Source organism: Chryseobacterium sp. SSA4.19 (genome assembly GCF_022601875.1).
Lineage (GTDB): Bacteria > Bacteroidota > Bacteroidia > Flavobacteriales > Weeksellaceae > Chryseobacterium.
This window is the reverse complement of the sequence record NZ_JAKVIP010000003.1, coordinates 89,025-114,546: the sequence shown is the minus strand read 5'-3', so window position 1 is coordinate 114,546 and position 25,522 is coordinate 89,025. Positions and strand designations below refer to the sequence as shown.

Sequence of the window (25,522 nt, the reverse complement as noted above, 5' to 3'; positions counted from 1 at the left end):
CGCCCGCAATTCCTTTTACATAAATATAATTACAAATTAATGTATGGATTCAGAATTAAAATATTGGTATTCATAATGTTAAATTTTTCATTTATACTATTTTAACTTTTTTTATATTAAATAAAACCATTGACAAGATTTTCCCGTATATAACAACATGGCTCATTATTTTGAGTTTTCATGGTTATTAGTTTTGTCCCTGAAGAGATTCAGGGATTTTTTATGGATGGTTACCTATAGCACCACATCACAAGGTAAAGTCCAATATTCTATTTATCTTTGCGGGTGAATTCCAGATTATTAGTTTTAATATTGATGATTCTATGGAAAATCTTTGATTTAAAAGTATAAACAAGTTTGTATTGAAAAGACTCAAAACTTGCAGGCTTCTTAAATCTTTATAAAATATATTTGAAAATTGTAATTTCTGCGGTTAGAAATAGTTTGAAAAAGGCATATGATTATTTATTAATAATTTGCGGACATAATTAATCAATGTTTATTCATATAAATTGAATGAAATCCAGGATTAATCTATTTGGTGTGATATAAAAATCACATCTTTGCGGGACCACATTTTTTTTAGTATATTTAAATTATAATGAAATTATGTTAATAGTATGAATAATTATCCGGTTCCTGACAACGAGGATAAAAGAATTAAAAAATTGGAGCTGTTTGGTCTTATCGACTTACCTAAAGATCCCCAATTGGATATTTTTGCGGAAACGGCATGTCTGGTTACAGATTGTCCGACTTCACTTATTTCAATTATGGAAAGTGATACGCAGAACATACAAAGCTGTATCGGGATGTCTTTAGACCATGTAGACCGGAAAGATACAGTTTGCCAGTATACCATTGCAGCGGCAAAAGTAGTGATCATCAATGATACGTTAGAAGATGAAAGAACATCCGGCAATCCTTTAATCATACAGGGAGGCATCCGTTTTTATGCAGGTGTTCCGCTTATTGATGATGAAGGTTTTGCTTTAGGGACCTTGTGTGTTATAGATTATAAACCCAAAACAATATCAGAAGAGCAGATATCTACTCTAAAAAAGATAGGTGAGGCTGTTACAAAGCTTTTAACGGGCAACAGGAAAAGCATTCAGGCTGAATATTTTCAGCAAACCTATAATATTTCAAATAATCTCATCTGCGTCCTGGATAATGAGTTTATCCTGAAGGATTTCAATCCTGCTTTTGAAAAGACATTCAGGTTAAAACGGCATGAAGCAGTTAACTTAAATTTCCTTACTCTTCTGGGAGAACAGGATCCGGCTCTCGTACTGGATATAGAAAATTTAAAACCCGATGAAGAAAAGGTTTTTAAGACTTCTACAAAGCTATGTGAAGCGGTTTCTATCATTATAGAATGGAATTTGAAAAGAAGTCAGAATCAATCTGAAATTTTCTGTTTCGGAATCAATATTACCCAGCATATTGAGGAGAGGTTACAGCTTGAAGATTCTGAGCGCCGTTTCAGAAGTTTTTTTGAAAATGCAATCGGTTTGATGAGCATGCATGATATGGAAGGCAATATTATTGCCGTTAATGAAAAAGGGAGAAAGACACTCAATTATTCTGCTGAAGAGGTAAATCAACTGAATCTCAGGGACCTTGTTCCCGAACAGAGGTGGCCGTTGCTTGAGCAGTACCTGCAGCGCATCACCCAGAATAAAGAAGATTTTGGCACCATGATTCTGAAGACCAAAGACGGGGAAGAACTGTTTTGGATGTATCATAATCTTGTAGAAATCAATAAAGACGGTAAACCGTATGTGGTAAGCACAGCTTTGAACATTACCGAAAGAATGACTTTGGAAAAAGATCTTCTTTACGTAAAAAAAATACTTCAGCAGACCAGCGCTGTTGCCCAGGTAGGAGGGTGGGAACTGAATCTTAAAGACAGCTCCGTATTCTGGTCTGAAACGGCCAAAGAAATCCATAAAGTAGATCCGGACTTTCAGCCGGATTTTGAAAATGCCGTTGGTTTTTACAACGAAGAAGACCAGAAAAGACTAGGATTTTTAATCAACAGGGCTGTATCGGAAGGTCTTTCCTATGATGAAGAATTTCAGCTCGTCCGCAAAGATGGTGTCAAAATTTGGGTAAGGATTAAAGGAATTCCTGAGTTTGAAGATGGAGTCTGCAATAAGCTATTCGGGATCATTCAGGATATTGACGCTTTTAAAAACCTGTATCTTGAACTGGCCAGGAAGGAAGCAATGATGCAGTCGTTTGTAACGTATGCTCCGATTGCGGTAGCAATGTTTGATAATGACCTGAATTACCTGAGCGTAAGCAGCAAATGGAGAGAGGAGTTTAATGTAAAAAATAAAGAGCTTATAGGAAGCAATATGTTTACAGTTTCTCCGGGGGTATCTGAAGAAAGAAAAGAAATCTACCGTAATGCATTAGAAGGAAAAGCATATAAAAATGATGATTTTGTCCTTAACCTTAATCATAAAGATGAGCCTCAGCATTATAATCTGAGAGTAGGACCTTGGTATCTTTCCGATGAAACGGTGGGCGGCGTCATTGTATCCGTACAGAATATCACCGGTGCCGTAAAAATAAATGATGAGCTTAAATATGCCAAGAAAATGGCTGATATTGCAAGCAAAGCCAAATCTGAATTTTTAGCCAATATGAGTCACGAAATCCGTACCCCGCTGAATGGCGTTATAGGGTTTTCGGATCTTTTGCTAAGGACTCCGCTTAATGATACGCAGACCCAGTATCTTAATTATATCAATGAATCAGGTGAAAATTTACTGACTATCATTAATGACATCCTGGATTTTTCTAAAATAGAATCGGGTAAGATGGAGCTTCTTATTGAAAGGTCTAATGTCTATGATTTGGTGAGCCAGGTAATTAATGTTATTCTTTACCAGTCCCAAAGAAAAAATATTGAATTGCTCTTAAATATAGAGCCGGGCTTGCCGAAAACGATATGGCTCGATGAATCGAGATTAAAACAGATTCTTATTAACCTCTTAGGCAATGCCGTGAAATTTACGGCTCAGGGAGAAATAGAGCTGAAGGTAGAAAAGCTGCATATGGCCGATGACAAATTAGCGTTACGTTTTGCAGTACGCGATACGGGTATCGGGATCGCACCGGAAAAACAGCAGCATATTTTTAATGCTTTTACACAGGAAAACAACTCGATCAGCAAATCTTACGGAGGAACAGGGCTCGGACTTACTATTTCAAACAATATCCTGGGGTATATGAACAGCCATCTCCAATTGAACAGTACGCCGGAGAAAGGGTCTGTATTTTTCTTTGATATTGAAGTTCTATATGAAATATCCGATCCGAATGATGAGGAAGAGCTGAAAATAAAAAAAGTACTGATTGTTGATGATAATGAAGCCAACAGGGTTATTCTGGAGCATATGCTTGCCTATAAAAATATTGATTCAAGATTGGCGGCCAACGGAATGGAAGCCCTGCAAATCCTGCTCGCCGGAGAGCGTTTCGATGTTATTTTAATGGATTATCATATGCCTGTTATTTCAGGGCTGGAAACCATAGAAAAAATTAAAGAATTATTCCATAAACAGAATGAGATTTCACCCCTTGTAATCCTTCATACTTCTTCAGAGGAACACGAGGTGATCAATTCTTTCCGTAAGAATGAAAATTCATACTTTTTACTGAAACCGATAAAATCGGAGGAATTATACAAAACCCTTAAGCAGGCATCGGATCAGAATACACAGGAAATGGCTGTGTCAGTGCCACGGGAACCCCAGGTTTCTCAACATAATTTTATACCGGACCTTCAGGCTTTATTAGTAGATGATAATCCTGTAAATATGGTGCTGAACAATAAGATGATGAAGTTTCTTGTTCCGGACGTACAGCTCACTGAAGCGGTAAATGGCCTTGAAGCTCTGGAATTGTGTAAGAACAGAAAGTTTGCCGTAATCCTGATGGATGTACAGATGCCGGTAATGGATGGGATTGAAGCCACAAAACAAATCCGTTTGCTTCCGGGATATGAGGAGGTTCCTATTATCGGGGTAACAGCAGGAACCATAGTAGGAGAAAAGGAGAAATGCCTGATTGCAGGAATGACTGATTTTCTCTCCAAGCCGTTAAGACAATCCGACCTTTCGGAAATGCTGGAGAAATACATTTCTGGTAACAGTGAAAAAGCTGTTGCTTCTGTGCAACCTGAAGAGGATATAAAGCCTGAAGATTATTTTGATGTTAATCTTTTGCATGAACATATGGGAGATGATGACGAGGATTTTAAACAGATGTTTTTAAATTTGGTAGTCAGTGAACTTACCCAGACAGAAAATAATCTGAAATTGGCTGTGGCAGAAAATAACGCTGACACCATGAAAAGTGTTCTTCATAAACTTAAAGGCACAGCCGGAACTGCCGGTTTGGTCAGGCTTGCAAAAGCTGCCTCACAGTGGGAGAAAAAAGCAGATCCGTCTATGGACTTTTTATCTGCACAGCAGGAAATTATCCATGAAATATCGACGGGTTTACATTTAATAAAGGCTTTAATAAAATAAAATACAACATATGTTAATTCTGATCGCTGACGATGATGAACTGATCCTTAAAACGATTGAGCATAAATTACTGAAAGAGGGTCATGAAGTGATTCTGACCCGAAATGGGAAAGAAGCTATTGAAACCCTGAAAGAAAAAGATGTTGATCTTGCGATCACGGACATTATGATGCCTTTTGCTTCAGGAATCGAAATCCTTTCTGCCATACAGTCTATGGGCAAGCAACTGCCTGTTATCATGCTGTCAAGTATGGGGCAGGAAGATGTAATACTGAATGCTTTTGATTTAGGGGCTTCAGATTTTATTGTCAAACCATTTAGTCCTAATGAACTGATGCTGAGGATTAAAAGATTTACTCCTAAATAAAATCATATGCTGTTAACTACTTCTATCCATTTTCTTGTCATTGTATTTCTTGGAATACTCATATTGGTGTTGATGTTAATTGTAGCTGTGCTTTTGTTTAGCTTTTTCCGGTACAAAAGATCATTGCGTGTATCAGAATGGCTGGGCATGATTAATGAGAAAATATCGGAAGTTATTGTTTATGCAGATGAAAAATCAGTTCCCGATCAGAACTTTCAGGCATTTTCAGGCAATTTAATCTTTCGGAATTTGTTTCTTCATAAATTGGTAGATGCTGAAAAGAAATTTTCAGGAACAGCAAGAGACCAGATAAAAAATCTCTTCAGCCAATATGATCTTCAGAAAGAAGCCTTTAAAAAGCTGAATCAGAAAAAAGCACACTTAATTGCCGGTGGCATCCAGGAGCTTACCGTAATGGAATCAGAAGAGGCTCTGGCAAAGATTTCTTCTTTTCTGATACATCCCTCTCCGCATGTATACCAGGAAGCCCAATATGCTATGGTAAATCTGAAAGGTTTTGGAGGACTGGAATTTCTTGATACTGCTTCGGGAATAATTTCAGAGTGGCAACAGCTCAGACTTCTGATTTCCATTCCCAATATACCGGAAGATTCCGGCCCTGCTATTGCAGGATGGCTGAGCAGTACCAATGATTCTGTCATTATTTTTACCCTGAAGCTGTTAAGAAAATTCCAGATGCTTGCTTTTTATCCTACGGTCATCAGACTGATGGATCATTCTTCTGTTGCGGTAAGAATACAGGCGGTGCAGACCCTTTTGTCTCTGGAAAATGCCTCAACAATGGGGTATCTCGCTGAAATTTATCCTGATCAGCCTGATGAGGTTCAGGTTGAAATTCTTCGCGTCATGAAAATTTCAAAAGATCAGGCCTGTACGGGCTTACTTAAAAAAGAATTATCAGATAATATCGATCCGGGAATTAAAGTACATGCTGCAGAAGCACTCTTTTCCTTAGGTCATCAGGAATATTTACGCCACTTGGCTCAGGATGAATCTTCATCCGAAGAATTAATTCAGATTGTTAAATACGCACTTCAGGAAAAAGTATGTTAGAATTCTCACACATTATTTATGAAATTGTTATATGGTTATTTCTGCTGTATGGAACTGCCGTTGCGATCATTTATGGTTGGATAGGGCTTTACGCATTGGGGGCTGTAATAGATTACAGAAAAGAAAATTCATTTACCGATTACAGTATTATCGCAGCAGACCCTAATGCACCTGTCTTCAGTCTGATTGCTCCGGCTTATAACGAGGGAATGACAATTGTAGAAAACGTAAGGTCTTTATTGTCCCTGTACTATCATAACCTCGAAATTATTATCGTCAATGACGGAAGCAAAGATGATTCCATGCAGAAACTGATTGAGGCTTATGAACTGGAATGCATCTCCTTCTTTGTACAGGGGAATATCGAAACCAATAAGATAAAAGGGGTTTATAAAAGTAAGAACCAGGCTTTTAAAAAACTGATTGTCGTAGATAAGGAAAACGGAGGAAAAGCTGATGCATTGAATGTGGGAATTAATGTTTCCCTTGGAGAATATCTTGTCTGTATTGATGTTGACTGTATCCTTGAGCAGGATGCCATCCTGAAACTGGCAAAACCTTTTCTCCAACAGACTGATAAAAAAATTATCGCCTGTGGAGGAGTGATCCGTCTTGCCAATAACTGTGTCATCGAAGATGGAAAAGTAGTCAGTGTAAATATGCCGAGAACCTTATTAGGGAGAACTCAGGCACTGGAGTATATACGGGCATTTGTATTGGGAAGAATGGCCTGGTCACGCGCTTCGGGACTGATTCTTATATCAGGAGCTTTCGGAGTATTTGACAGGAAAATCGTTCTTGAATGCGGTGGTTATGACAGGAGTACGGTAGGAGAGGATATGGAGCTGGTAGTCCGTATGCGGAAATATATGGAAGAAAAGAAAGAGCCTTATGAAGTACTTACCATTCCCGATCCTCTCTGCTGGACAGAAGTTCCGGAAAGTAAGGATATTCTTAAAAAACAGAGAAACCGATGGATGCGGGGAACTATGGAAACGCTCTGGAAACATAGAAAAATGATGTTTAACCGAAAGTATGGGAAACTTGGAATGGTAAGCCTTCCGTACTGGTTCTTTTTTGAATTTCTAGGTCCGTTGGTAGAATTCTTAGGATATATTATTTTTATTATTTTCCTTTTGCTTGGGATTATCAACTGGCAGTTTTTCTTCATTTTGTTTGCATTGGTAATTTCCATGGGGTTCTTGTATTCTATATACGGGATACTGGTGGACCTTGTGAGCTATCAGGTGTATACAAAGAGAAAAGATTTTCTTAGTTTAATCGGGACGGCTTTTTCAGAACCTTTTTATTTTCATCCCATCGTCGTAAAAGCGGGTGTGAACGGATTCATCGATTATTTTAAAAAATCGCATGGCTGGGGTGAGATGACAAGACAGGGCTTTAACCAGAGTACTAAAAATTTACCTCTGAAAGAAAGGATTTTAGCGGTTCTTCAGGACGGGCTTAAAAAATGGGGGATGCTGTCTGCCGTTTTCCTGCTGTTGTTTTTAGTAGGAGTAGTCACGGAGTGGCTTTGGTACAGGTATTCCTTCCCGGGCCTGGATACTGCGGCTGTGATAAGCAGCCTGTTCCTCGAAAATATACTGTTTGCCTTTAAGCTGATATTCATTTTCGGGATTATTTATCTTATTATTAACTGGATAAAGGAAGGCTGGGCAAAAATTCTGGCTCTCACCGTGCTTGGTTTTGTAGCCATTATCCAATACATCCTCTTTTTATATTTCTCTGAAACTCAGAATATGCTGGGGGCAGATATTCTATACTACAGCAAAGAAGAAATAAAACAGATATTAAAGGCCAGCGGAATGCTTAGCTTTAAAAACTTTGCGCTCCTGGGGATTTTGATTGCAGTAACGGTAACGCCATTGTGGTTTGCAGGAAGGTCTGCTTTCAAATCAATATATGCAGGCATTGCATTTTTTGCCATTGGCTTTATTGCTTTTTTTATTCCTTCAAATATGATGCAGAGCGATGAATTAAGCCATGCCAATACATTCAGCCAGACGGCTGCAAAAAGCAAATGGACATATTTTTTTACTTCCAATGAGGATAATTTTTTAAGCGACCATCCGGAACTTACCCAGCTTTGGGATGATAATGAAGACTTTACGGCAGATCCTGAAATGCTGAACGAAGCATTTCCTTTCTGGAGGAAGGAAAAGACACAGGATTTTCTGGGGGCTCATTTTAACAAATCCGCAAAAACACCTAATCTGGTCTTTGTTGTACTCGAAGGCTTTGGCCACGCCTATACTTCTCCTAAAGGATACATCGGGAATTTCACACCCTTCCTGGATTCTCTTTCTCAGAAAAGTCTGTTCTGGGAAAATAATTTAAGTTCGGCAGGAAGAACATTTGGTGCCCTGCCTTCCATTACAGGATCTCTTCCATTCGGAAAAAACGGGTTCCTGGAAATCGGTAAGACGCCGGAAAACTTCAACCTGTACAATATATTTAAGGCAAACGGGTTTGAAACAGGGTTTTACTATGGTGGCCATGTATCATTCGACCGGTACAGGGAGTTTCTGGAGTACAGCAAAGTAGAGCATATTGTAGACGAAGCCTCATTCAGCAGTCCTTACCAGAAGCTTCCTGCTAATAATGGTGGCGAAAGCTGGGGATATGAAGACCAGGCGGTTTTCAATAAAGTGCTGGAAATGCAGAAAGTACAGGAGCGGCCTTATTTCAATATGCTTCTTACCCTCTCTACCCATAATCCTTTTTTGATTAACAACAGAGCGTATTATGAAAAGATGTACAATCAGAAACTACAGTCGAACCTGCTTTCTAGAGAACAGAAGAAATGGGCTGCAGGCTTTAAGAATCAGCTGGTTTCTGTGCTTAATGCTGATGATGCATTAAAAGATTTTTTTGAAAAGTACCGCAGGCGCGCAGATTTTGAAAATACGATCTTTGTAATTACCGGGGATCACAGTATGCCGGAAATCACACTGGAGTCTAATATTGACAGGTTTCATGTTCCGTTGCTGATCTATTCTCCGTTATTGAAAGAGCCGAAACGTTTTCAGAAAATAACGAGTCATTTTGATATTGCGCCTTCAATTCTGGCTTTTTACAGGAATAATTACAAAGTTAATACCCCTTCTACGGTTACCTGGATGGGAAGAGGCTTATCTCCGGATTCGGAAATCAATAAATCAGAGATCCCGATTATGCAGAGTAAAGATATGATGGTTGATTTTATTTCCGGGAAATATTATATGCATAATGACCAGCTTTTTATTCTTAATAATTCCATCGAAGAAGATAGTGATGACGCGACTGCTTTAAAGATGGTGAAAAAACAGTTCAGCCGCTTTAAAAGCATGAATTCTAAGTTTTACAGTTCCAGAAAGCTGATGCCTGATTCGGTAATGACTAATTTTATGAAAAAGAACAGAGTAAAATAATCCTAAATTTAATGTCAATGAATCTGTCGAAGCGGCTGTCTTTTATAAAAAGTTTCTGTTTCTGTCTGTAATTCAAACATCAGGAATTTTATCTGACAGAATTATATCCAATCTCAGTTTTAAAGTAACATTAAAATTTTATATCCAGGAAGATGGTTCTCTTCCGGGATTTTATTGAAATAAATATATTAATAGACGAATTTACTTAAAATCTGGAAAATTTCCATTAAAGATCTCTTATTAAAATCTGAGATAGAATAATACGGTGTCTTCAGAATATACCACATTATATAAGTGATACAATTTTAAACAGTCTAATAATCTGCAGGTTGTACACTTCCGCAAACCGATACAGGAATTTTGGCTGCAGAATAATTGATAAAATAGATCAGATCTTTTTCTCTAAAATTTTTTGGTATATCCTAACGTGATATCGAATTGGTTTCCTTTTTCATTCGGGCGGTACTCCTGGTTATAATACATGGTTCCCACTGAAAATACATTGGTTTTTATGGCAAAATTATATTCACCGCCTATTTTAAAGGTTTTAAGTTTAAAAGTTTCATTTTCCAGAAGGTTGTTACGGTTTTCTTCCGGGCTGATTCCCGTTCCGATCTGGAAGGCAAAATAATCCTGTGCACTCTTGGTATAATAGCGTACTGTCGCCGTGTAGGAATGTGAAATATTCTTGTTGTCAGGAGTAAGGTAGGTACGGAGATTAAACCAGAAATTTTTATAATATTTTCCTACCGAAGCAGTATACATCCAGATATTGTTGCTGAAATAAAGCTGTCGGTAGCCGATCTCTGCCTCGAAGCTGTGGGGAAGATTGGCATTTAACGAAACTCCGGTACGGTATTTTGGAAATAATCCCACATCATTGGAATATGCTCCGCCTACATAAAGATAAAATGTATTTGATAACCTTGGGTATGCCTCCAGCTCGATCTGTGTACCATTCTGGGCAAACTTATTGGCATAATTTCCCCTGAGGATTACCGACCCGATGGGAGTAACTCTTTTATAACTCACACCCACAATATGCCAGTCATCAGTAAACTGCCTGTCAAAATGAGAGTAATTATAGGTAATGCTTACTGCATTTTTGGAATTAAGTTCGTTTATTTTAACCGCCAGGCTGATGGCTTCTGTATTCTTCGGATTAATCGCTAAAATGGCTTTAACGGCTTTTTCAGATTCCTCATAGTTCTTATCTGAATAGTAGGCTTTCGCCTTTAGCAATAACAGTGCTTCGGATTGCGGGTGATAGGATAATCCTTTATCAAGTATTTCAATAGCTTTGGCATTCTGATCGTTCCAATACTCCAGAGATGCGTAAGCGATAAAATAATCTTCATCCTGAACATTCTTCTTTCCAAGCTCTTCGAAAATCGCTCTTGCCGAGTCCAGATCTTTATTCCAGGTATAAATCCTTCCTAAAAAAACAGATATATCAGTATAATTCGGGGAGATTTCAAGGGCCTGTTTTGCAAGTGCAATAGAAGTCGCATAATCTTTGTTTTCAAAAGCTGCCGTTCTGGCCTTTAGAAATAATTCGTCAGAAGACGGGCTTTGCTGTCCATATATTTTTAATGGAAGCATAATCAATAACATTAAAGATCCGAAGTATATTTTCATTGAAGTGAAATGCTTAATCAATTTACAGTTGAAGTTTATCAAGATAACAAATATATTGAACTTTTATGTATGTAAAAAGAGATATTGTTCACTCAGTTCACTTTTTCATATAAATAGGGTATGTTAAGAAGATTTGCAGAAGCAGATCAAAATGGTTTTAATGATTGGCAATCATTTCCATCAGCATCAGTAAAGTGACAAACTTTTTAGAAGACTGGTAATCAGGATTTAGCTGTTCGCGTATTTCTCCGAGTGTTTTACTTAATTTATTGCTTACGGTTTTGTTGCTTAAACCCAGTGCTTCCGCAGTCTCATCAACAGATTTATTTTTCCGGATCCTCATATCGAAGACTTGTTGTTCCGTCACGGGAAGCTTCGAAACCACTTCATTGATCATCATAAATAAAGCTGAAATATCATTTTCTTCAAGAATTTCAAAATATTCGGTATCCGTTATTTCTATAGGGATATCTGATGCATCAATGCTTATGGTAGACTGGTCTTTTTTAGAACTGTTATAAAAATCAATGATTCTGTAATGAAGGTGGCGTAATAAATAACCTTTTGCACTTCCTGATTCATCGGTCTGTATGCTGGCAGTATCTTCGAGGATTTTAATCCAGAGGTTTTGCAGGATTTCTTCCGAAATTTCCTTATTCCTCGTCCGGCCGAATACAAAAGCATAGAGACGGTCCCAATATCTTTCATACAGCTGCATAAAAGCAGGCTGGTCTCCTGATTTTATTTTATTCAATAAAGTTTGATCTGTCACTTTCATTACACCGCAAAATTACCTAATGTAAAGTTAACTTTTTATGAACTTTCGTAAATCCAGCATTAATTATTTATAAAAAACAGGGCCCGAATATGAAGCTAATGTTGATAAAGCAGTTAAAATCTCCAAAATTGTTAACAACCTGATCTTAATATGAATAAGATGTTACAATCGGCCTGGGGAAGTTTTTTGTTTTCACAGTCTTATCAGTAGAAACATTGAAAATTTAGAAGTACATATTCTATGAAGGGTATACCATATAAAAAAGCGGAAGCATTTGTTTTCAGACTATGGCAACGGGAGGTTTCCGGGGAAAAGCTATCACGGAAAGAAACTGAAATTTTAGAAGCGTGGAGCAGCTATGTTGAAAATGATCAGGATCAAAATCACAGTCTTGAATCTAAGGAAAGAATTTTATCCAATTTGGAATCTTATTTTGTTCAGCATATAAAAGCCAATCATACATCCGGGTTTAAAAAATATGTCTATAAGGTAGCGGCAGTTATTCTGCTGTTGTTGTCATTCGGAGGATTTTTCACATACTATACCTATTTTAAGCCGGATGTATATATCGCAGAGTCTGTCAACAGGAAAATTTATCTGGCAGACGGCTCAACGGTAAATTTATTTCCGGGTGCGGAACTTACAGTAGAAAAATCATTTCCTGCAGAAACCCGGATTGTTGCTTTAAAAGGTGACGCCATATTTTCCGTAGCAAAATCAAAGATTCATCCTTTTATTGTGAATGCTGACGGTTTCAGTACGAAAGTTTTGGGAACGGTCTTTAAGATTTCCCAATCGGGTAATGATAAGGCAGTGGATCTGTATGAAGGTAAAGTAGCCGTTTCCTCGGAAGGCGTTCCGGTTTATTTCCTTAAGCCTCATCAGAAATGGACCAATTTCGGAGTTTCCAGGACAGCGGGTGTTCTTTCGATTTCGGCAGATAAAGTTTCAGGAAGGAAGGCTTCAACATTATTGTCCTTAAGCTTTAATGATGTCTCTTTAAAAGAAGTAGTAAAAGTGCTGCAGGAGAATCATCAAGTCAATATCAAATATCCCAAAGAAGTTTCAGACAAGAAAATTACGGCAGATTTTACCGGCGGAAGTACTGAAGAAAATATAGATGCACTTGCCTTTATCCTGGGTCTTGAAGTCGAAAAAAACAGCAATACCTACATCCTGAAATAATAATGATCTGTAAAAATTACAACAAAACAAATAACCAGAAAAATTTTAACTGAAAAAGAAGATGAAAAGTTTGAAGTGTAGCTTTACAATCGCGGTGTTGTTTTTTACTGCAGCAGCAGAGGCACAGGAGCTGGTACAAAAAGTATCATTCTCTGTTCCGGCAAGCAAACCCCTGATTGAGGTTTTGGAAGAATTTGCAGGCAAAACAGGAGCAAGGCTGGCCTATTCTAAATCTGATATAAAAGAATTAAAAGTTAAAGGGACAACATGCGAAAATATTTCCGTTAACCGCTGTCTTGAAAATCTTACACAAGGCCTTTCTGTTGTATATCGTCTGCGCGGGGACCTTATTTCAATACAATATATAGATTCGGGGATTGCTGTACCGGGAAACGGCCGGATTTCAGGGAAAATTGTTGATGAAGTGGGAAAACCTGTTGTTGGTGCTCAGGTAATGATTGCAGGGAAAACCGTAACAACCGACAATAATGGTGATTTTACCATTGATCTTCCTGCCGGAGTATATACCCTTTCTGTTAAGGCTAATAAATTCAATACCTTAAGAGTAGAAAAATTATCGGTAACCCGTAATGAAACCAATAGCGTATCATTTGCCATGAAGCCGGCTTCAGATAAAATAACCGATATTAAAGAAATTGTTATTATCGGAGCCCGTAAGGCAGATACCCAGGCCGGATTGCTGGCACAACAGAAAAAAGCGGCTCAGATGAGCGACGGTATTTCTGCCGAGCAGATTTCAAAAACGCCGGATAACGATGTGGGAGGAGCCTTAAAAAGAGTGACGGGAATTACAACTATCGATAATAAATATGTGGTTGTCCGCTCTATGGGAGAACGTTGGAATACCGCTGCGATGGACGGGATCAGCCTTCCGAGTACGGAAGCATACAACCAGAATTTTTCATTTGATATTATTCCTACCGCAATGGTGGAAAGTATTGTGGTAAGCAAAACCGCAACCCCGGATATGAATGCCAGCTTTGCAGGAGGTTACGTGGAAGTAAGGACAAAAGATATTCCCAATCAGAATTTTACCGTGGTCAGTATGGGAACCTCATATAATGACATTGCAACATTTAAAGAGTCTCTTACACGCCAGCGTGGGAAATACGATTATTTCGGGTATGATGACGGAACAAGAGATTTCCCGATGGGCCTCAAAGCCATGAACTGGGAAAATCCTTTGTTTTTTGAACAGTCCAGGCAGTTTACCAATGATAATTTTACCACTTATGGAACCACCGCAGATTTAGGCTCAAATATGCAGCTGGCTTTAGGAAGGACTTTTCAGCTTAAAAATAATAACAAATGGGGATTTGCCGGTGCTTTGACGATGAGGAATGAACAGACCAAATTGGATATCGACCATACCGGAAGGGGAAACTGGCTGGATACTACAGAACTGGTGAACAACTGGCAGAAAACCGGAGTTGCACCTGTTAATTTCTATCAATTTAAAAACCAGGGAGCTTCTTACACGTATAATTCTACGGTTGCAGGAATGTTAAATTTCGGGTTGCAGTTTGGTAAAAACAGGATTTCTTTCCGCAATTCCTATACACATATTTATGATAACACCCTGACAAGAATTACAGGCTGGAATGAATATACGGGAGGAAGCGGATTACCGGGCAATGCGGAAGCAGCGTATAATTATTTTTATAACGGAATTATTCCGAACAATGATCCCCAGCAGATAGAAACATTAGATAGACCCTATATCGATAATGCTGATTATCCTGTCTATCAAACGCTTTTGCAAAATAAACTGGAAGGGAGCCATAAAATAGGAGGTGTGAATATCGATTGGTTTGCGGCAAGGACAAGTGTAGCATCCGATACTAAGGATTACACCTTACATAAGACTTTATACGAATTTATCGGTAATGAAACCATAACCTACCATCAGATTGATAACTCATCAAGTGATTTTGCAAGGGGTTACATAGAAAACAGGCAGGCTGATTACAACTATGGGGCCTCTGTAAAATGGAGCATGGATGCAGGAAGCTTTAAGAATGATATAAAAGTAGGATATGCGGGTGCATCGAAGGCCAATACAAATATCCAGCAGAAATTTTTACTGAGGGTGGATGAGAAAGGTGCCGGAACCAAAATTCTGGCTTTGCCGGGAGCACTTTCTGACTGGTTTGACGGTTCGCATTACGTTCCGGGAGGGATAGGATGGCAGACCAATCCGCTTTATAATGACGAGAAATATGAAGGCGAAGTTGATCAGCATGCCGGCTACATTATGTTTGACAACCGCTGGAACAAACTCAGGCTGGTGTGGGGATTGAGAGCGGAATATTTTAGGTATAATTTAATTTCTCAACAGCTCGATCCCAACGATCCGCAGAATGTATTTAAAACTGCTGTCGAAGAGAAACCCTGGCAGTTCATGCCCTCTGCCAATTTCACCTATAGCCCGACAAACAAAATTAATCTGAGACTCGCCTATAGCAAAACGGCCATCCGCCCGCAGTTCAATGAGAGAACAGGATTGCCGTATTTCGATCCTATTTCGAACGGATTGATTCATAATACCGAAATGGTATCATCTATAGTGAATAACTATGATTTTAAGTTTGAATGGTTTCCCGGTTTGGGCGAGATATTTTCTGCAGGATTATATTATAAAAATATTGACAGGCCGATTGAAAGGGAAGGATATATTTCCAACGAAGGCAACTTGCACCTGTACAACGGAAATTCCAAAAATGCAAAGCTAAAAGGCCTGGAGGCTGAGGTCAGGAAAAATTTGGGCTTCATTGCCACAGATTCTTTTCTGGAAAAACTTTTTATCAGCGGAAACTTTACCTATAATGACACCAAAGTCATCTCTTTTAAAGACCGATATAAAAAAGAAGATTCAGATGCCACTTATGAGGTAGACAGACCGCTTTACGGGCAGACTCCCTATGCATATAATTTAGGATTGATGTATGATGGGGAGCGTTTGGGAATAAGCTTTCTGTATAATGCCAAAGGTGATCAGTACATCACCGTGGGATACGGATATAACGGAGAAGAAATACAAAGGCCGTATGCCGTTGCAGATGCTCAGGTTTCATATAAATTTCTCAGGAATAGGAATCTGGAAGTGAAATTTAATGCCAGAAACCTTTTCAACAGGGTGAAGGAGTTTTATAATAATTACAATTCGTATTCCGTGGCAAAAGAAGGAAGCTTTCAGACAGAACGCGAGATGCTGGAGCTTCTGCCCGGCGCTACCAATAAGTATGATCAGAATATCGATAAGATTATGTTCCGTGCCTATAGCGGAAGAATGTTGGGATTAAGCGTGAATTATACATTCTGATCCGATTTAAAAAAAAGAAAAGAGCTCACTATAGCGACGTACAGGTTTCGGTACCCTGAGAATGAATCAGATCCATATTACTGGTGATGCGCAGCAGCAGTAAAGATTCAGACAAAACCGGAGGTCAGATGTTTTTCCCGGACACAGGCTTTTATAAGCGGGAAACTTTGCAGTACAGCTCCTCATGCACTGCATAAGTAGCCAATAACCAAATCGCAGGAATACAGAGGCGGGTATTTCTAATATAAAAAAGCATCAGGTCTGAAACATAAACAACCGATCTGAGCATAAAATTTTTAACAATGAAAAAATTAACTCTTATTGCAGCTGCAGTTTTATCTCTTACTGCTTGTCAAAATGATTCTTTAGCAGATTCTTCAAACTCTTTTGATATGAAGTCTACTTCTGCAGAATACATTACAGCTTCAGCTCTTCCGGTAACTACCGTTAATGCAGATATTACAAGCAACACTACATGGAGTGGAGTAATAGAGCTTGACGGTAATATATCTGTGAGAGACGGTGCTACACTAACGATCCAGCCTGGAACGTTTATCAAAGCCAAGCCAAATGCTGTAGGCGAAGGTAGAGGTGTTCTTATTATTACAAAATCAGGTAAAATCAATGCTACCGGTACAGAATCCCAACCTATCATCTTTACAAGTTACAGATTATTGGATGGAAACGAAGATACAACTGCTGAAGCAGGAGATTTCGGAGGAGTAATTATTTTAGGAGATGCTCCTACCAATGTCCCTACAACTACTGTTGTTGAAGGTCTTCCTCAAAATCCTCAATTCTATTTTGGCGGTACAAATTCTGCTCATAACGGAGGAATTATGAAATATGTTCGTATTGAGTTTGCAGGTTACGATTTCGTAGGGGCAAATTCAGGGAATGAAGTTAATGCTTTAACTTTAGCAGGTGTTGGAAGCGGGACAACCTTAGACCACATCCAGGTTTCTTACGGTCAGGATGATTCATTTGAATTCTTCGGAGGAACTGTGAACGCTACAAACTTGGTATCTTTTGCAGCAGAAGATGATAATTTTGACTTCGATAACGGATATACAGGAACAATCACTTGTGCATTGGCTTTGGCAGATGTTAATTCAGGCCATACGATCAGCGGTGGAGTTTCAGATACGAACGGTATTGAGCTTGACAACAATGCCGGAGGTACTTCAACTGCATTGATTACTCATCCTGTTGTCAACAATTTAACGATCGTAGGATTGCAGACCAATCAGTTATATTCTTCTCCGTCGCCTTATACTGGATCTAAGTACGAAAACGGGATCCACATCAGAAGAAACGGTAAATTAACTTTAAATGATGCTGTTATTACAGGATATCCTACAGGAATCCGGGTAGAAGGTTCAGGTTCTGAATTATCTTCTGCTTCTACCTACAGCTCAATTAAAGTACATGGGTTTACAACAGCCGTTACAGGTTTGGGTACTGCAGGAATTCCAGCTGCTAACTTAGTGGTTTCATCAACAGCCAATGCTTTCGGGATGTCAAGTCCGTTCTTCAGCCTAGCTTGGAACGTATCTCCGAGAAACTGTGGAAATTTCCAGGGTACTTGGACAAAATATGATTTCTCAATTGTAGAATAATCTTACCTAAAAAGCAGGGATGGCATCATAGCCATTCCCTGCTTTTATTACAAAAACAAAAAACTTTAATAATTGGTATTATGAAAAAATTAATTTTACTTTCTCTTATAGGTCTGTCACAATCTGTTTTTGCACAGTATCCGGTCTGGAGCAATTCTTTTGATACGCCTGCTTCTCTACAGGGATGGACTTTCTATGATGTAAACGGAAACGGAAACGGATGGACCCAAGGGCAGAATATCTACCACAACGGAACTGCTTTGGCATATGGGAATTCAGGGGTTCTCCGCCATTCCATTAACTTGGTTCCTTCTGGTAACGCCACTGGTTTTGCAACAGAAAATGACTGGATCATTTCCCCTCAGATCGATCTTACGGGAGCAAGCGGAACCATTACCCTGGCCGGCTATATCGGAAGACAAAGGTCTACACATGTCAGTGTAGGGAGAGATCTCTATATTTTTGTAAGTACCCCTCAAAAACAGGTGCCTGAGCTGTCCGATTTTCAACAATTGGCAACGGCGGCGCAAAATGCAGGAGGAGCAACGTATAAACTCCTGGCCAGTTCAACATTGCCGGCAGATCTTACCCAGTTTGCAGAATCTTTAGTGGATATTTCTGCTTTTGCAGGAAAAAAGATCTACATCGGTTTATGGTCAAACAGAATTGTATCTGCACCAATCAATTCTCAGAATATCAATATTGATGAAATGGCTATTTTTTCATCCGTTTTAAAAACACATGATGTAAAGGCTGTTAAAAATTTAACCAAAGTAATGGAAAACCCTGTAACTCATTCTTTACAATTGCAGCTTAGTCCGAATTTAAAAGAACATACAACTATCGTGACGGTTTATAATATGGCTGGCCAAAAAGTTGTCATGACCAAATATGCTAAAAACATTGATGTGGCTTCCTTATCAGAAGGTGCATATGTTGCTGAAATTTCCGATGGAAATATAAAAGAAATGTTGAAATTCATTAAAAAATAACCATTCTCATAAAAGCACTCATCTCTAACCGATAACCATGAAAACTTTACGATATTGATGTGCTTTCAAATAAATGTAAACATATCTGATTTAGTTATTTATAATTTTTATTGCCCTGCTGTGGGGTAGGGCAGTTTTTAGGTTTAATTCTATCAATTAATATACTTCGATCAATGAAAAATATCATAGCACTGGTCCTGTTTTTACTTCTGTTTTCATGTGCTGATCATGATACGATGCAGCCGTATGACAAGATACAAAAGGCCGCTGACATTAATATAAAAGGCTATTCAAAACCGGATGTTTTACAGATGAGGCTCAATGGTTCACCAGTTTCCATTAACGGAAATACCTCTTATACCAACCAGATCGAAACCAAGGTTAGATTTGTGCTCGATGAAGACGAAACCGATGAGCTTGCAATTTATAACAACCAGACAGGGGCACAGGTTGCAAAATACAACATCACCTACCATAATGCAGAGGATTATAAAAACCTGTACTTCTTCAATCTTCCGGGGATTTTCCTGAAAACCTATGCTGTAAAACCTCAGGTAAACCTGGGGAAAGTAGGGTTTGAGTTTATTTTTCCCAACCTTGGCGAATTCTCAGGGGCTTCTCTGACCAGCGTCAAAGGAATACTGAAAAGAGAAAACGGAATGGTGCTGGCAGAATTTGACAATATCGGGAAGGAGAATTTTACAGCCGTTAAAATCTATAATTTTTTCAGCACTTCCGCACCTGTATATCTGGAATTGTATAAGCCGGGAACTTCAGAGCCTTACATGGGCTCCGGTCTGATTTCGGTGAAGATAAAACAGGACATCGGGGCCAATATGATCGTTATCCAGGAAAAAATGGAGAATGGAACCATGGTAGTAAAAGGAGATATAGATATTGCTGATTACCTTTAAAATAATGACAAAAATAAAACGATTTTCTGCATTTTTTATATTGGTGATGATTTTGATGGGCATGACTGTGCTGTCATGCAGCGAACCCGATGATGCCTTACCGGAATTTCCTGAAGGAAGCACCGAATCGGTTAATGTCTGGGTCCGGGACAGCATGAGGCGCTACTATTACTGGTCAGATCAGATTCCCTCAAAACCGGATTATCATCTTCCCGTAAAAGATTTTTTTAAAAGCTTACTATCCCCTCAGGATCGTTTTTCCTATGTTGTCGATACCAAGGATCCGTCTACATACCCACGTTCTATACGCGCTATGTATGGTTTTGATTATGCTGTTTTACAGCTCGGGAATGGTGAAGTGGTGACCGTTATAAAACTCGTTCTTACCAATTCTCCTGCGATGAATGCAGGATTAAAGAGAGGAATGATCATCAAAAAAATCAACGGAACGGTGCTTACCGCTTCCAATGCCGGACCGTTGACTTCTTCTCTTCAGGAACAGACGGTTATTGATCTTACAGTAGGAGACTGGCAGAACAATACCGTCGTTAATGAAAAAAATACGACGGTATATTATGGGTATTCCTTTGAGCAGCCAATTATGTCTAAAATTTTTGATGAGGCTGGTAAAAAAACGGGTTATCTTTATATTTATGATTTTCCCGACGGAATGACGCAGAGTTTAAATCAGAAATTCAGTGCCTTTAAAGCGGCCGGAGTTCAGGAACTCATACTTGATCTTCGTTATAATTACGGGGGCTCCGTTTCTTCGGCCGCGGCATTATGCTCACTGATTCCTTCAGGAATATCTGCGGGTTCACCATTTATAACCTATAAAGGAAACAAAAACGGGGGAGAAGTCAAACGTACCTTCTCACAGCAGATCGCTTATGATCCCAATGCGCTTGATTTTAATACCCTTCATGTGAATTCATTAAACCTGAGTAAAGTATACATTCTTACTTCAGGCAGTACGGCTTCAGCTTCAGAAATTATCATTAATAATTTAAAGCCGTATATGCAGGTGATCCAGGTAGGAGAAAAAACATTGGGAAAGGATATGGCGGGTTTTACCATTGAAGATAAACGTAAGCCTAAGAAGATTTCATGGCAGATTCATCCGGTGATCTATAAAGTGTTTAATGCATCCGGTGAAGGCGGCTACAGCAGCGGAATTGCTCCTCAGATGGCAGTGAATGAATATAGTTCTTTGCCTCTTTTATCTCTTGGTGATCCCGGGGAAACCTTGCTTTCATCGGCTTTATATAAAATTTATTCAAAATCGGTTTATGGTAAACAGGATTCAAATCATGAACTTAAAGTATTATTTCAGAGTGATAATCCTTTTGTCGGAATGACAAGATAATACCCAGTTCAAATAAAATGCAGGGAATAGAGCCTAAATTTCACAACAACCTTACGGAACGCATAGAGGCGTACCGCTGTCTGACAGAAACCCTGGAAGGAGACGGAGCACAGTTTTCCGAAATCCTGTCCGGCTCTTCTGAGTTAAGGGATTTATATGAGGAATATCTAACGAATAAAAAGAAACTGGAGAAAAGCATAAAAGATTATAAACAGTTCCATGACGGTTTGAGGAAAGTGCTGACGCCAAAGTTCCGGGAATTACGAAGAAAACTAAAATCGTGCGATCAAAAAACGAATCACTGATTATTTGTATAAGCAGGCTTTTAATTATCATTCTGTGTTTTCAAAAACTGATTTGTACAATCTCAATCTATAATTAGAAAAACTGATTTGCTGATAAAAATGATGGATGTTTTTTTAAGATCCTGAAAACATTTAAATAAAAAATGCGGGATATCTTCTGTCATCATACCTCAAAAACAACAAGAAATAGAAAATGCGTTGTGATTGGCATCCTTCTGTATCATGGCAGCATAATTGTATGCCATCTTATAAAAACGGATATGGAAAATCTGAATATTTCCTTTTTGAGTCTTATTTCTCTGTTTGTTCCCTTACTGATGATGGGAATCAGTATTTTCTATGCGTATAAACGGATGAGTACTGAAGCCATACTCCTGGTAATAGGTTCTGTAATTGTTTTCCTGACGTCGGTCTTCTTCATGTTCATGCCTTATCTGGTTTATAGCCGGAACATGGATACTACGCTTACTTCTCTATATTATAGTGTTGCAGGGACCATTGCTTTTATAGGCAGCCTCCTTTTTGCAATTGGTTTTTTCATGTTGGTGCTTACCGTAATCAGGCAAAGTGGTGGCGCTGATACAAAAAAGCTGTAAATCCAGGGTAAACCAAAGTTGAAAGGATAGAGGCTTAAAGTGCAGTAAAAAATGCAAAAAGCCCGAATATGATGCCCGGTGAATTGGCCATAATAATCGGCATATCCCTTTCAGGTTTTTTCATAAAACCATACACCACCCACAGTGTACAGTTAACGGCGGCAACCAGCGGCTGCAGCCATTCCCCTTTATTTCCTGCAAGGTTACTTCGGATCTGCGGGATGTAAGAAACATACATAGCCATTGCGGTTACGGTAGCAACCCATCCTAATATTCTGAAAAATTTTTCGTTATTCATCATGTACGGTTTTAACTTGCGGTTAAGTATAAAGGAAATAGCATTTGCAACTAACATGCCCAATTCAATACATTTGAATAATCAATGATTTATCTTATCCTAGGATCAGTTAATAATGACAAAATGAGCAACAACGACAGTGGAATTTGGATTTAAATCTTTTAAATAGTAGCTTTCAGTCAGCTGCTGTTGCTGTTAAAAAGCAATTGATTTCATTTTGGGTTAATGTCAGATTAAAAAATATATTGTACTTTTGCCGTCTACATGATGCGTACGTATTTCAGAAATTTTTTCGTTTTCTCTTTACTGCTGGTGTTTTTATATAACGTCAGCGGAATCGGTAGCTGCATGGAACACATACGCCACAGCAAAACTCTTTCTGAAAAAACAAAAAGCTCAAAACCAGAAAAAGGATCCACTATTTCTCAGGATGATGAATGCCAGTGTGCACTTCATATGCAGATGAATAATGTCCTGATGCCTGAAATGCTGGCTATACAATGGACAGCTGATGTCGTTTCCGACGGTGAAATGCCGCACCCGAAAGCTATTACTTACCGTTGCCTGCTGGATTACTTCAGCTCACGCGCTCCACCCGTTTACCCACACTCCGCAGCCTGAATTTCTTTATTTGCTGCTATCACAGGTCCAGACCTGTAAAGAACTTTGTGGATTTCTATGTTATTGTTTTAATAACGGGATTCTTATTACTCATAAGGTATTTTTAATGCCTGTATTATTCGTTACCTAATGCAAACTTTTAATTTTTATGATCCGGAAGTACGTTCCTGTACTGCCGGTACAATATATAGGCTTTCCGTGATAAGCTTTATTCTGCTGTCACCGGTTTTACATGCGCAGCAGAAAGAAAAAGATTCTTCTGCGACCAATATTCAGACCGTTGAAATCACAGGAAGAAGATCCAGGGATTATATCTCGGATTATTCCTTTGCAGCCACTAAAACGGCCATGAAGAATAAAGACCTGCCTTTAACGCTGAATACCGTTACCAAAGAACTCATTAATGACCGGCAGGCATTTCAGCTGGGAGAGGTGATGAAGAATGTGGCCGGGGTTTCGCCTTCAAGCTATTATAACCAATATAATATCCGGGGAATCAGCCAGAATGAAGAAGGCCAGATCATCAACGGAATGCGTACCCAGCAGTATTATTTTCTCCAGCCCATGACTTCCAATATCGAACGTGTGGAAGTTTTTAAAGGTCCGGCAAGCATCACGATGTCCAGTGTTGATCCCGGAGGCACCATCAATATGGTGACCAAAAAGCCTTTGACAACACCACGGTATCAGGTTAGTAATTCCGGAGGAAGTTTTGATACTTATCGGGTAACTGCCGATCTTACCGGGCCTCTGAACAAGAGCAGAACTTTACTGTACCGCTTCAACGGGGCCTATCAGGATGCAGGATCATTCAGGGATCATGTGACCAATACCGGAATCTTAATCTCGCCGTCCGTTACGTTTATTCCTGATGAAAAGACCTCTCTGAACGTCGAAATGATTTTTAATGACCTTCATGGAAATCTGGACAGAGGCCAGCCCATTTTCGGAGCGGTTCCTGGAAAAACCGATCTCAACAGTACGCCCAGAAGCCTGAACCTTGGAGCACCTGACGATTATTTTAAAACCCGTGAATTCATCATTACGGGAAGCCTTGCGCACCATTTCAATCCACATGTCAGCTTTAATGCCTCGTATATGAAGCAGTTGTGGAATGAAAACCTCCAGGAGCACCGGACAACTAACACTTTTGTACCGGACATCAATAATAAGCCCGTCTTCAGTCTGGCCATGATGCAGTTTGTTCAGCGCAACCAGAAATGGGACACGGATAATATCAACGCATACTTCAATTTCAGCTACAGAACAGGAGAGATGGAACACCAGACACTGATAGGCTACGACAGCCAGGTCTGGGAAAAACGCGATGGGGGAGAACAGAATGCGGCAAGAGGTTTTTTGCTGAAGGATGGTTCCGTTGCCTCTTCTTATAACCCGGCAAATGCAGTTTCGTACCAGACGGTTATTTATAACGGTCTTACTATTCCTAAAGCGAATGTGACCCCGTTTGATTTATCGCCCGGAGCGCAAAATCATCAGGGCTCGGATTTTTACACGATGAATGTAAATACAGCCTTACCGCCGGCACTCACCACGACACATGCAGTATATCTTCAGCATCTTTTTAGCTGGCGGAAATTTAAAGTGCTGTCGGGAATCCGACACGAATGGTTTCAGGATATTACCCGTTTTAAAAAAGATGATGAAACTTCTTTCCGCAACGGGAAATTTCTGTATCGTCTAGGGATCACCTACAGTATTACGGAAGACATTAATTTATATGGAACTTATCTCACCGGATACCAGCCACAGTCAAATACGGTAACCTTAATGCCGAATACGGCAAACTTGACCGGTTTACAATCTGCTGCAAGGTTCAGGCCGTTGACTTCTGACCTGAAAGAATTCGGAATAAAAGCCCGCCTGTTTGGGAAACTGTCTGCCAGCCTTGCTGCGTATGAAATTAATCAGAAAAATATCCTCATCAACGCGAATAATCCTGCCGAGCCCGATGAACTTGTTCAGCGTGGTGCAGACATAAGCCGTGGATTCGAAGCTGAATTTACAGGATACATTCTTCCGCAATGGCATATATATGCAGGATACAGCTACATCGATGCAAAAATACGCAATGATGCGGATGCAGGACTTATCGGCAAACGAAAGGAGAATACTTCTAAAAATTCGGTCAATATCTGGACCCGGTACAACTTTACGAAGCTGCCTGTGTTTAAAGATTTTGGAGTAGGCCTGGGAATGCTTTACCAGAGTGCCAAAATACCTTGGTTTACGAGAAGTTTTGAGCTTCCGGCTTATACCACTTTAGATGCAGCTTTATATTATGCTCCCGTTTCTTCCAGGCTTCAGCTGGCATTAAATATTAATAACATTACCAATACTGCTTACTGGCTGGGGGCCCAGAATTATCTGCGGCTGTTTCCCGGTGCCCCGCGAAATTATCTAATCACAGCTACTTATCTATTTTAA

At 39.3% G+C, this 25,522-nt stretch carries 17 protein-coding genes; 14 read left to right on the top strand and 3 right to left on the bottom strand.

Annotation, left to right across the window (positions count from 1 at the left end; all coding sequences use genetic code 11):
* Positions 1–620: 620 nt before the first annotated feature.
* The 4 genes from MKJ01_RS02930 to MKJ01_RS02915 are packed head-to-tail and all read left to right on the top strand — an operon-like array spanning position 621 to position 9,419.
* Positions 621–4,547, top strand: a complete 3,927-nt coding sequence (locus MKJ01_RS02930; RefSeq protein ID WP_241611581.1) for a response regulator — start codon at positions 621–623, stop codon at positions 4,545–4,547.
* Between the two features lie 10 nt (positions 4,548–4,557).
* Positions 4,558–4,914, top strand: coding sequence for a response regulator transcription factor (locus MKJ01_RS02925; RefSeq protein ID WP_241611582.1), 357 nt, complete (start codon positions 4,558–4,560; stop codon positions 4,912–4,914).
* 6 nt (positions 4,915–4,920) lie between these two features.
* A complete protein-coding gene (locus tag MKJ01_RS02920) occupies positions 4,921–5,988 on the top strand; it encodes a hypothetical protein (protein ID WP_241611583.1) in 1,068 nt (355 codons plus the stop codon).
* Entirely contained in the window at positions 5,982–9,419 is a 3,438-nt protein-coding gene (locus MKJ01_RS02915; protein WP_241611584.1) for a sulfatase-like hydrolase/transferase, read from the top strand. Before MKJ01_RS02920 ends, MKJ01_RS02915 begins: the two co-directional genes overlap by 7 nt.
* A 402-nt stretch (positions 9,420–9,821) precedes the next feature.
* Here the strand turns inward: MKJ01_RS02915 and MKJ01_RS02910 are convergent, their stop codons facing one another.
* Both MKJ01_RS02910 and MKJ01_RS02905 read right to left on the bottom strand, forming a co-directional pair.
* Complete coding sequence (locus MKJ01_RS02910; protein ID WP_241611585.1) at positions 9,822–11,057, bottom strand: YaiO family outer membrane beta-barrel protein; 1,236 nt, start codon at positions 11,055–11,057, stop codon at positions 9,822–9,824.
* 157 nt (positions 11,058–11,214) lie between these two features.
* On the bottom strand, positions 11,215–11,835 hold the full coding sequence (locus MKJ01_RS02905) for an RNA polymerase sigma factor (RefSeq protein ID WP_241611587.1): 621 nt from the start codon (positions 11,833–11,835) through the stop codon (positions 11,215–11,217).
* Positions 11,836–12,075: 240 nt separating this feature from the next.
* Between MKJ01_RS02905 and MKJ01_RS02900 the strand changes: the two genes are divergently transcribed.
* The 8 genes from MKJ01_RS02900 to MKJ01_RS02865 all read left to right on the top strand — a co-directional run bounded on the left by MKJ01_RS02900 (position 12,076) and on the right by MKJ01_RS02865 (position 22,155).
* A complete protein-coding gene (locus tag MKJ01_RS02900; RefSeq protein WP_241611589.1) occupies positions 12,076–13,020 on the top strand; it encodes a FecR family protein in 945 nt (314 codons plus the stop codon).
* Positions 13,021–13,081: 61 nt separating this feature from the next.
* A complete protein-coding gene (locus MKJ01_RS02895) occupies positions 13,082–16,363 on the top strand; it encodes a TonB-dependent receptor (protein WP_241611590.1) in 3,282 nt (1,093 codons plus the stop codon).
* Between the two features lie 302 nt (positions 16,364–16,665).
* Complete coding sequence (locus MKJ01_RS02890; protein WP_241611591.1) at positions 16,666–17,982, top strand: hypothetical protein; 1,317 nt, start codon at positions 16,666–16,668, stop codon at positions 17,980–17,982.
* A gap of 80 nt (positions 17,983–18,062) precedes the next feature.
* Positions 18,063–18,974: a choice-of-anchor J domain-containing protein gene (locus MKJ01_RS02885; RefSeq protein WP_241611592.1), complete on the top strand. Its 912-nt coding sequence runs from the start codon at positions 18,063–18,065 to the stop codon at positions 18,972–18,974.
* A gap of 173 nt (positions 18,975–19,147) precedes the next feature.
* Positions 19,148–19,888, top strand: a complete 741-nt coding sequence (locus tag MKJ01_RS02880) for a hypothetical protein (RefSeq protein ID WP_241611593.1) — start codon at positions 19,148–19,150, stop codon at positions 19,886–19,888.
* A 4-nt stretch (positions 19,889–19,892) separates the two neighbouring features.
* On the top strand, positions 19,893–21,254 hold the full coding sequence (locus MKJ01_RS02875; protein WP_241611594.1) for a S41 family peptidase: 1,362 nt from the start codon (positions 19,893–19,895) through the stop codon (positions 21,252–21,254).
* A gap of 17 nt (positions 21,255–21,271) precedes the next feature.
* Positions 21,272–21,559, top strand: a complete 288-nt coding sequence (locus tag MKJ01_RS02870; RefSeq protein ID WP_241611595.1) for a hypothetical protein — start codon at positions 21,272–21,274, stop codon at positions 21,557–21,559.
* Between the two features lie 260 nt (positions 21,560–21,819).
* A complete protein-coding gene (locus MKJ01_RS02865; protein ID WP_241611596.1) occupies positions 21,820–22,155 on the top strand; it encodes a hypothetical protein in 336 nt (111 codons plus the stop codon).
* 34 nt (positions 22,156–22,189) lie between these two features.
* Here the strand turns inward: MKJ01_RS02865 and MKJ01_RS02860 are convergent, their stop codons facing one another.
* Complete coding sequence (locus MKJ01_RS02860; protein WP_241632473.1) at positions 22,190–22,453, bottom strand: SWEET family sugar transporter; 264 nt, start codon at positions 22,451–22,453, stop codon at positions 22,190–22,192.
* A 264-nt stretch (positions 22,454–22,717) separates the two neighbouring features.
* On the opposite strand from MKJ01_RS02860, the gene MKJ01_RS02855 reads away from it, so the two are divergent.
* Both MKJ01_RS02855 and MKJ01_RS02850 read left to right on the top strand, forming a co-directional pair.
* On the top strand, positions 22,718–23,074 hold the full coding sequence (locus MKJ01_RS02855; protein ID WP_241611599.1) for a hypothetical protein: 357 nt from the start codon (positions 22,718–22,720) through the stop codon (positions 23,072–23,074).
* A 129-nt stretch (positions 23,075–23,203) separates the two neighbouring features.
* Positions 23,204–25,522, top strand: coding sequence for a TonB-dependent siderophore receptor (locus MKJ01_RS02850; protein ID WP_241611601.1), 2,319 nt, complete (start codon positions 23,204–23,206; stop codon positions 25,520–25,522).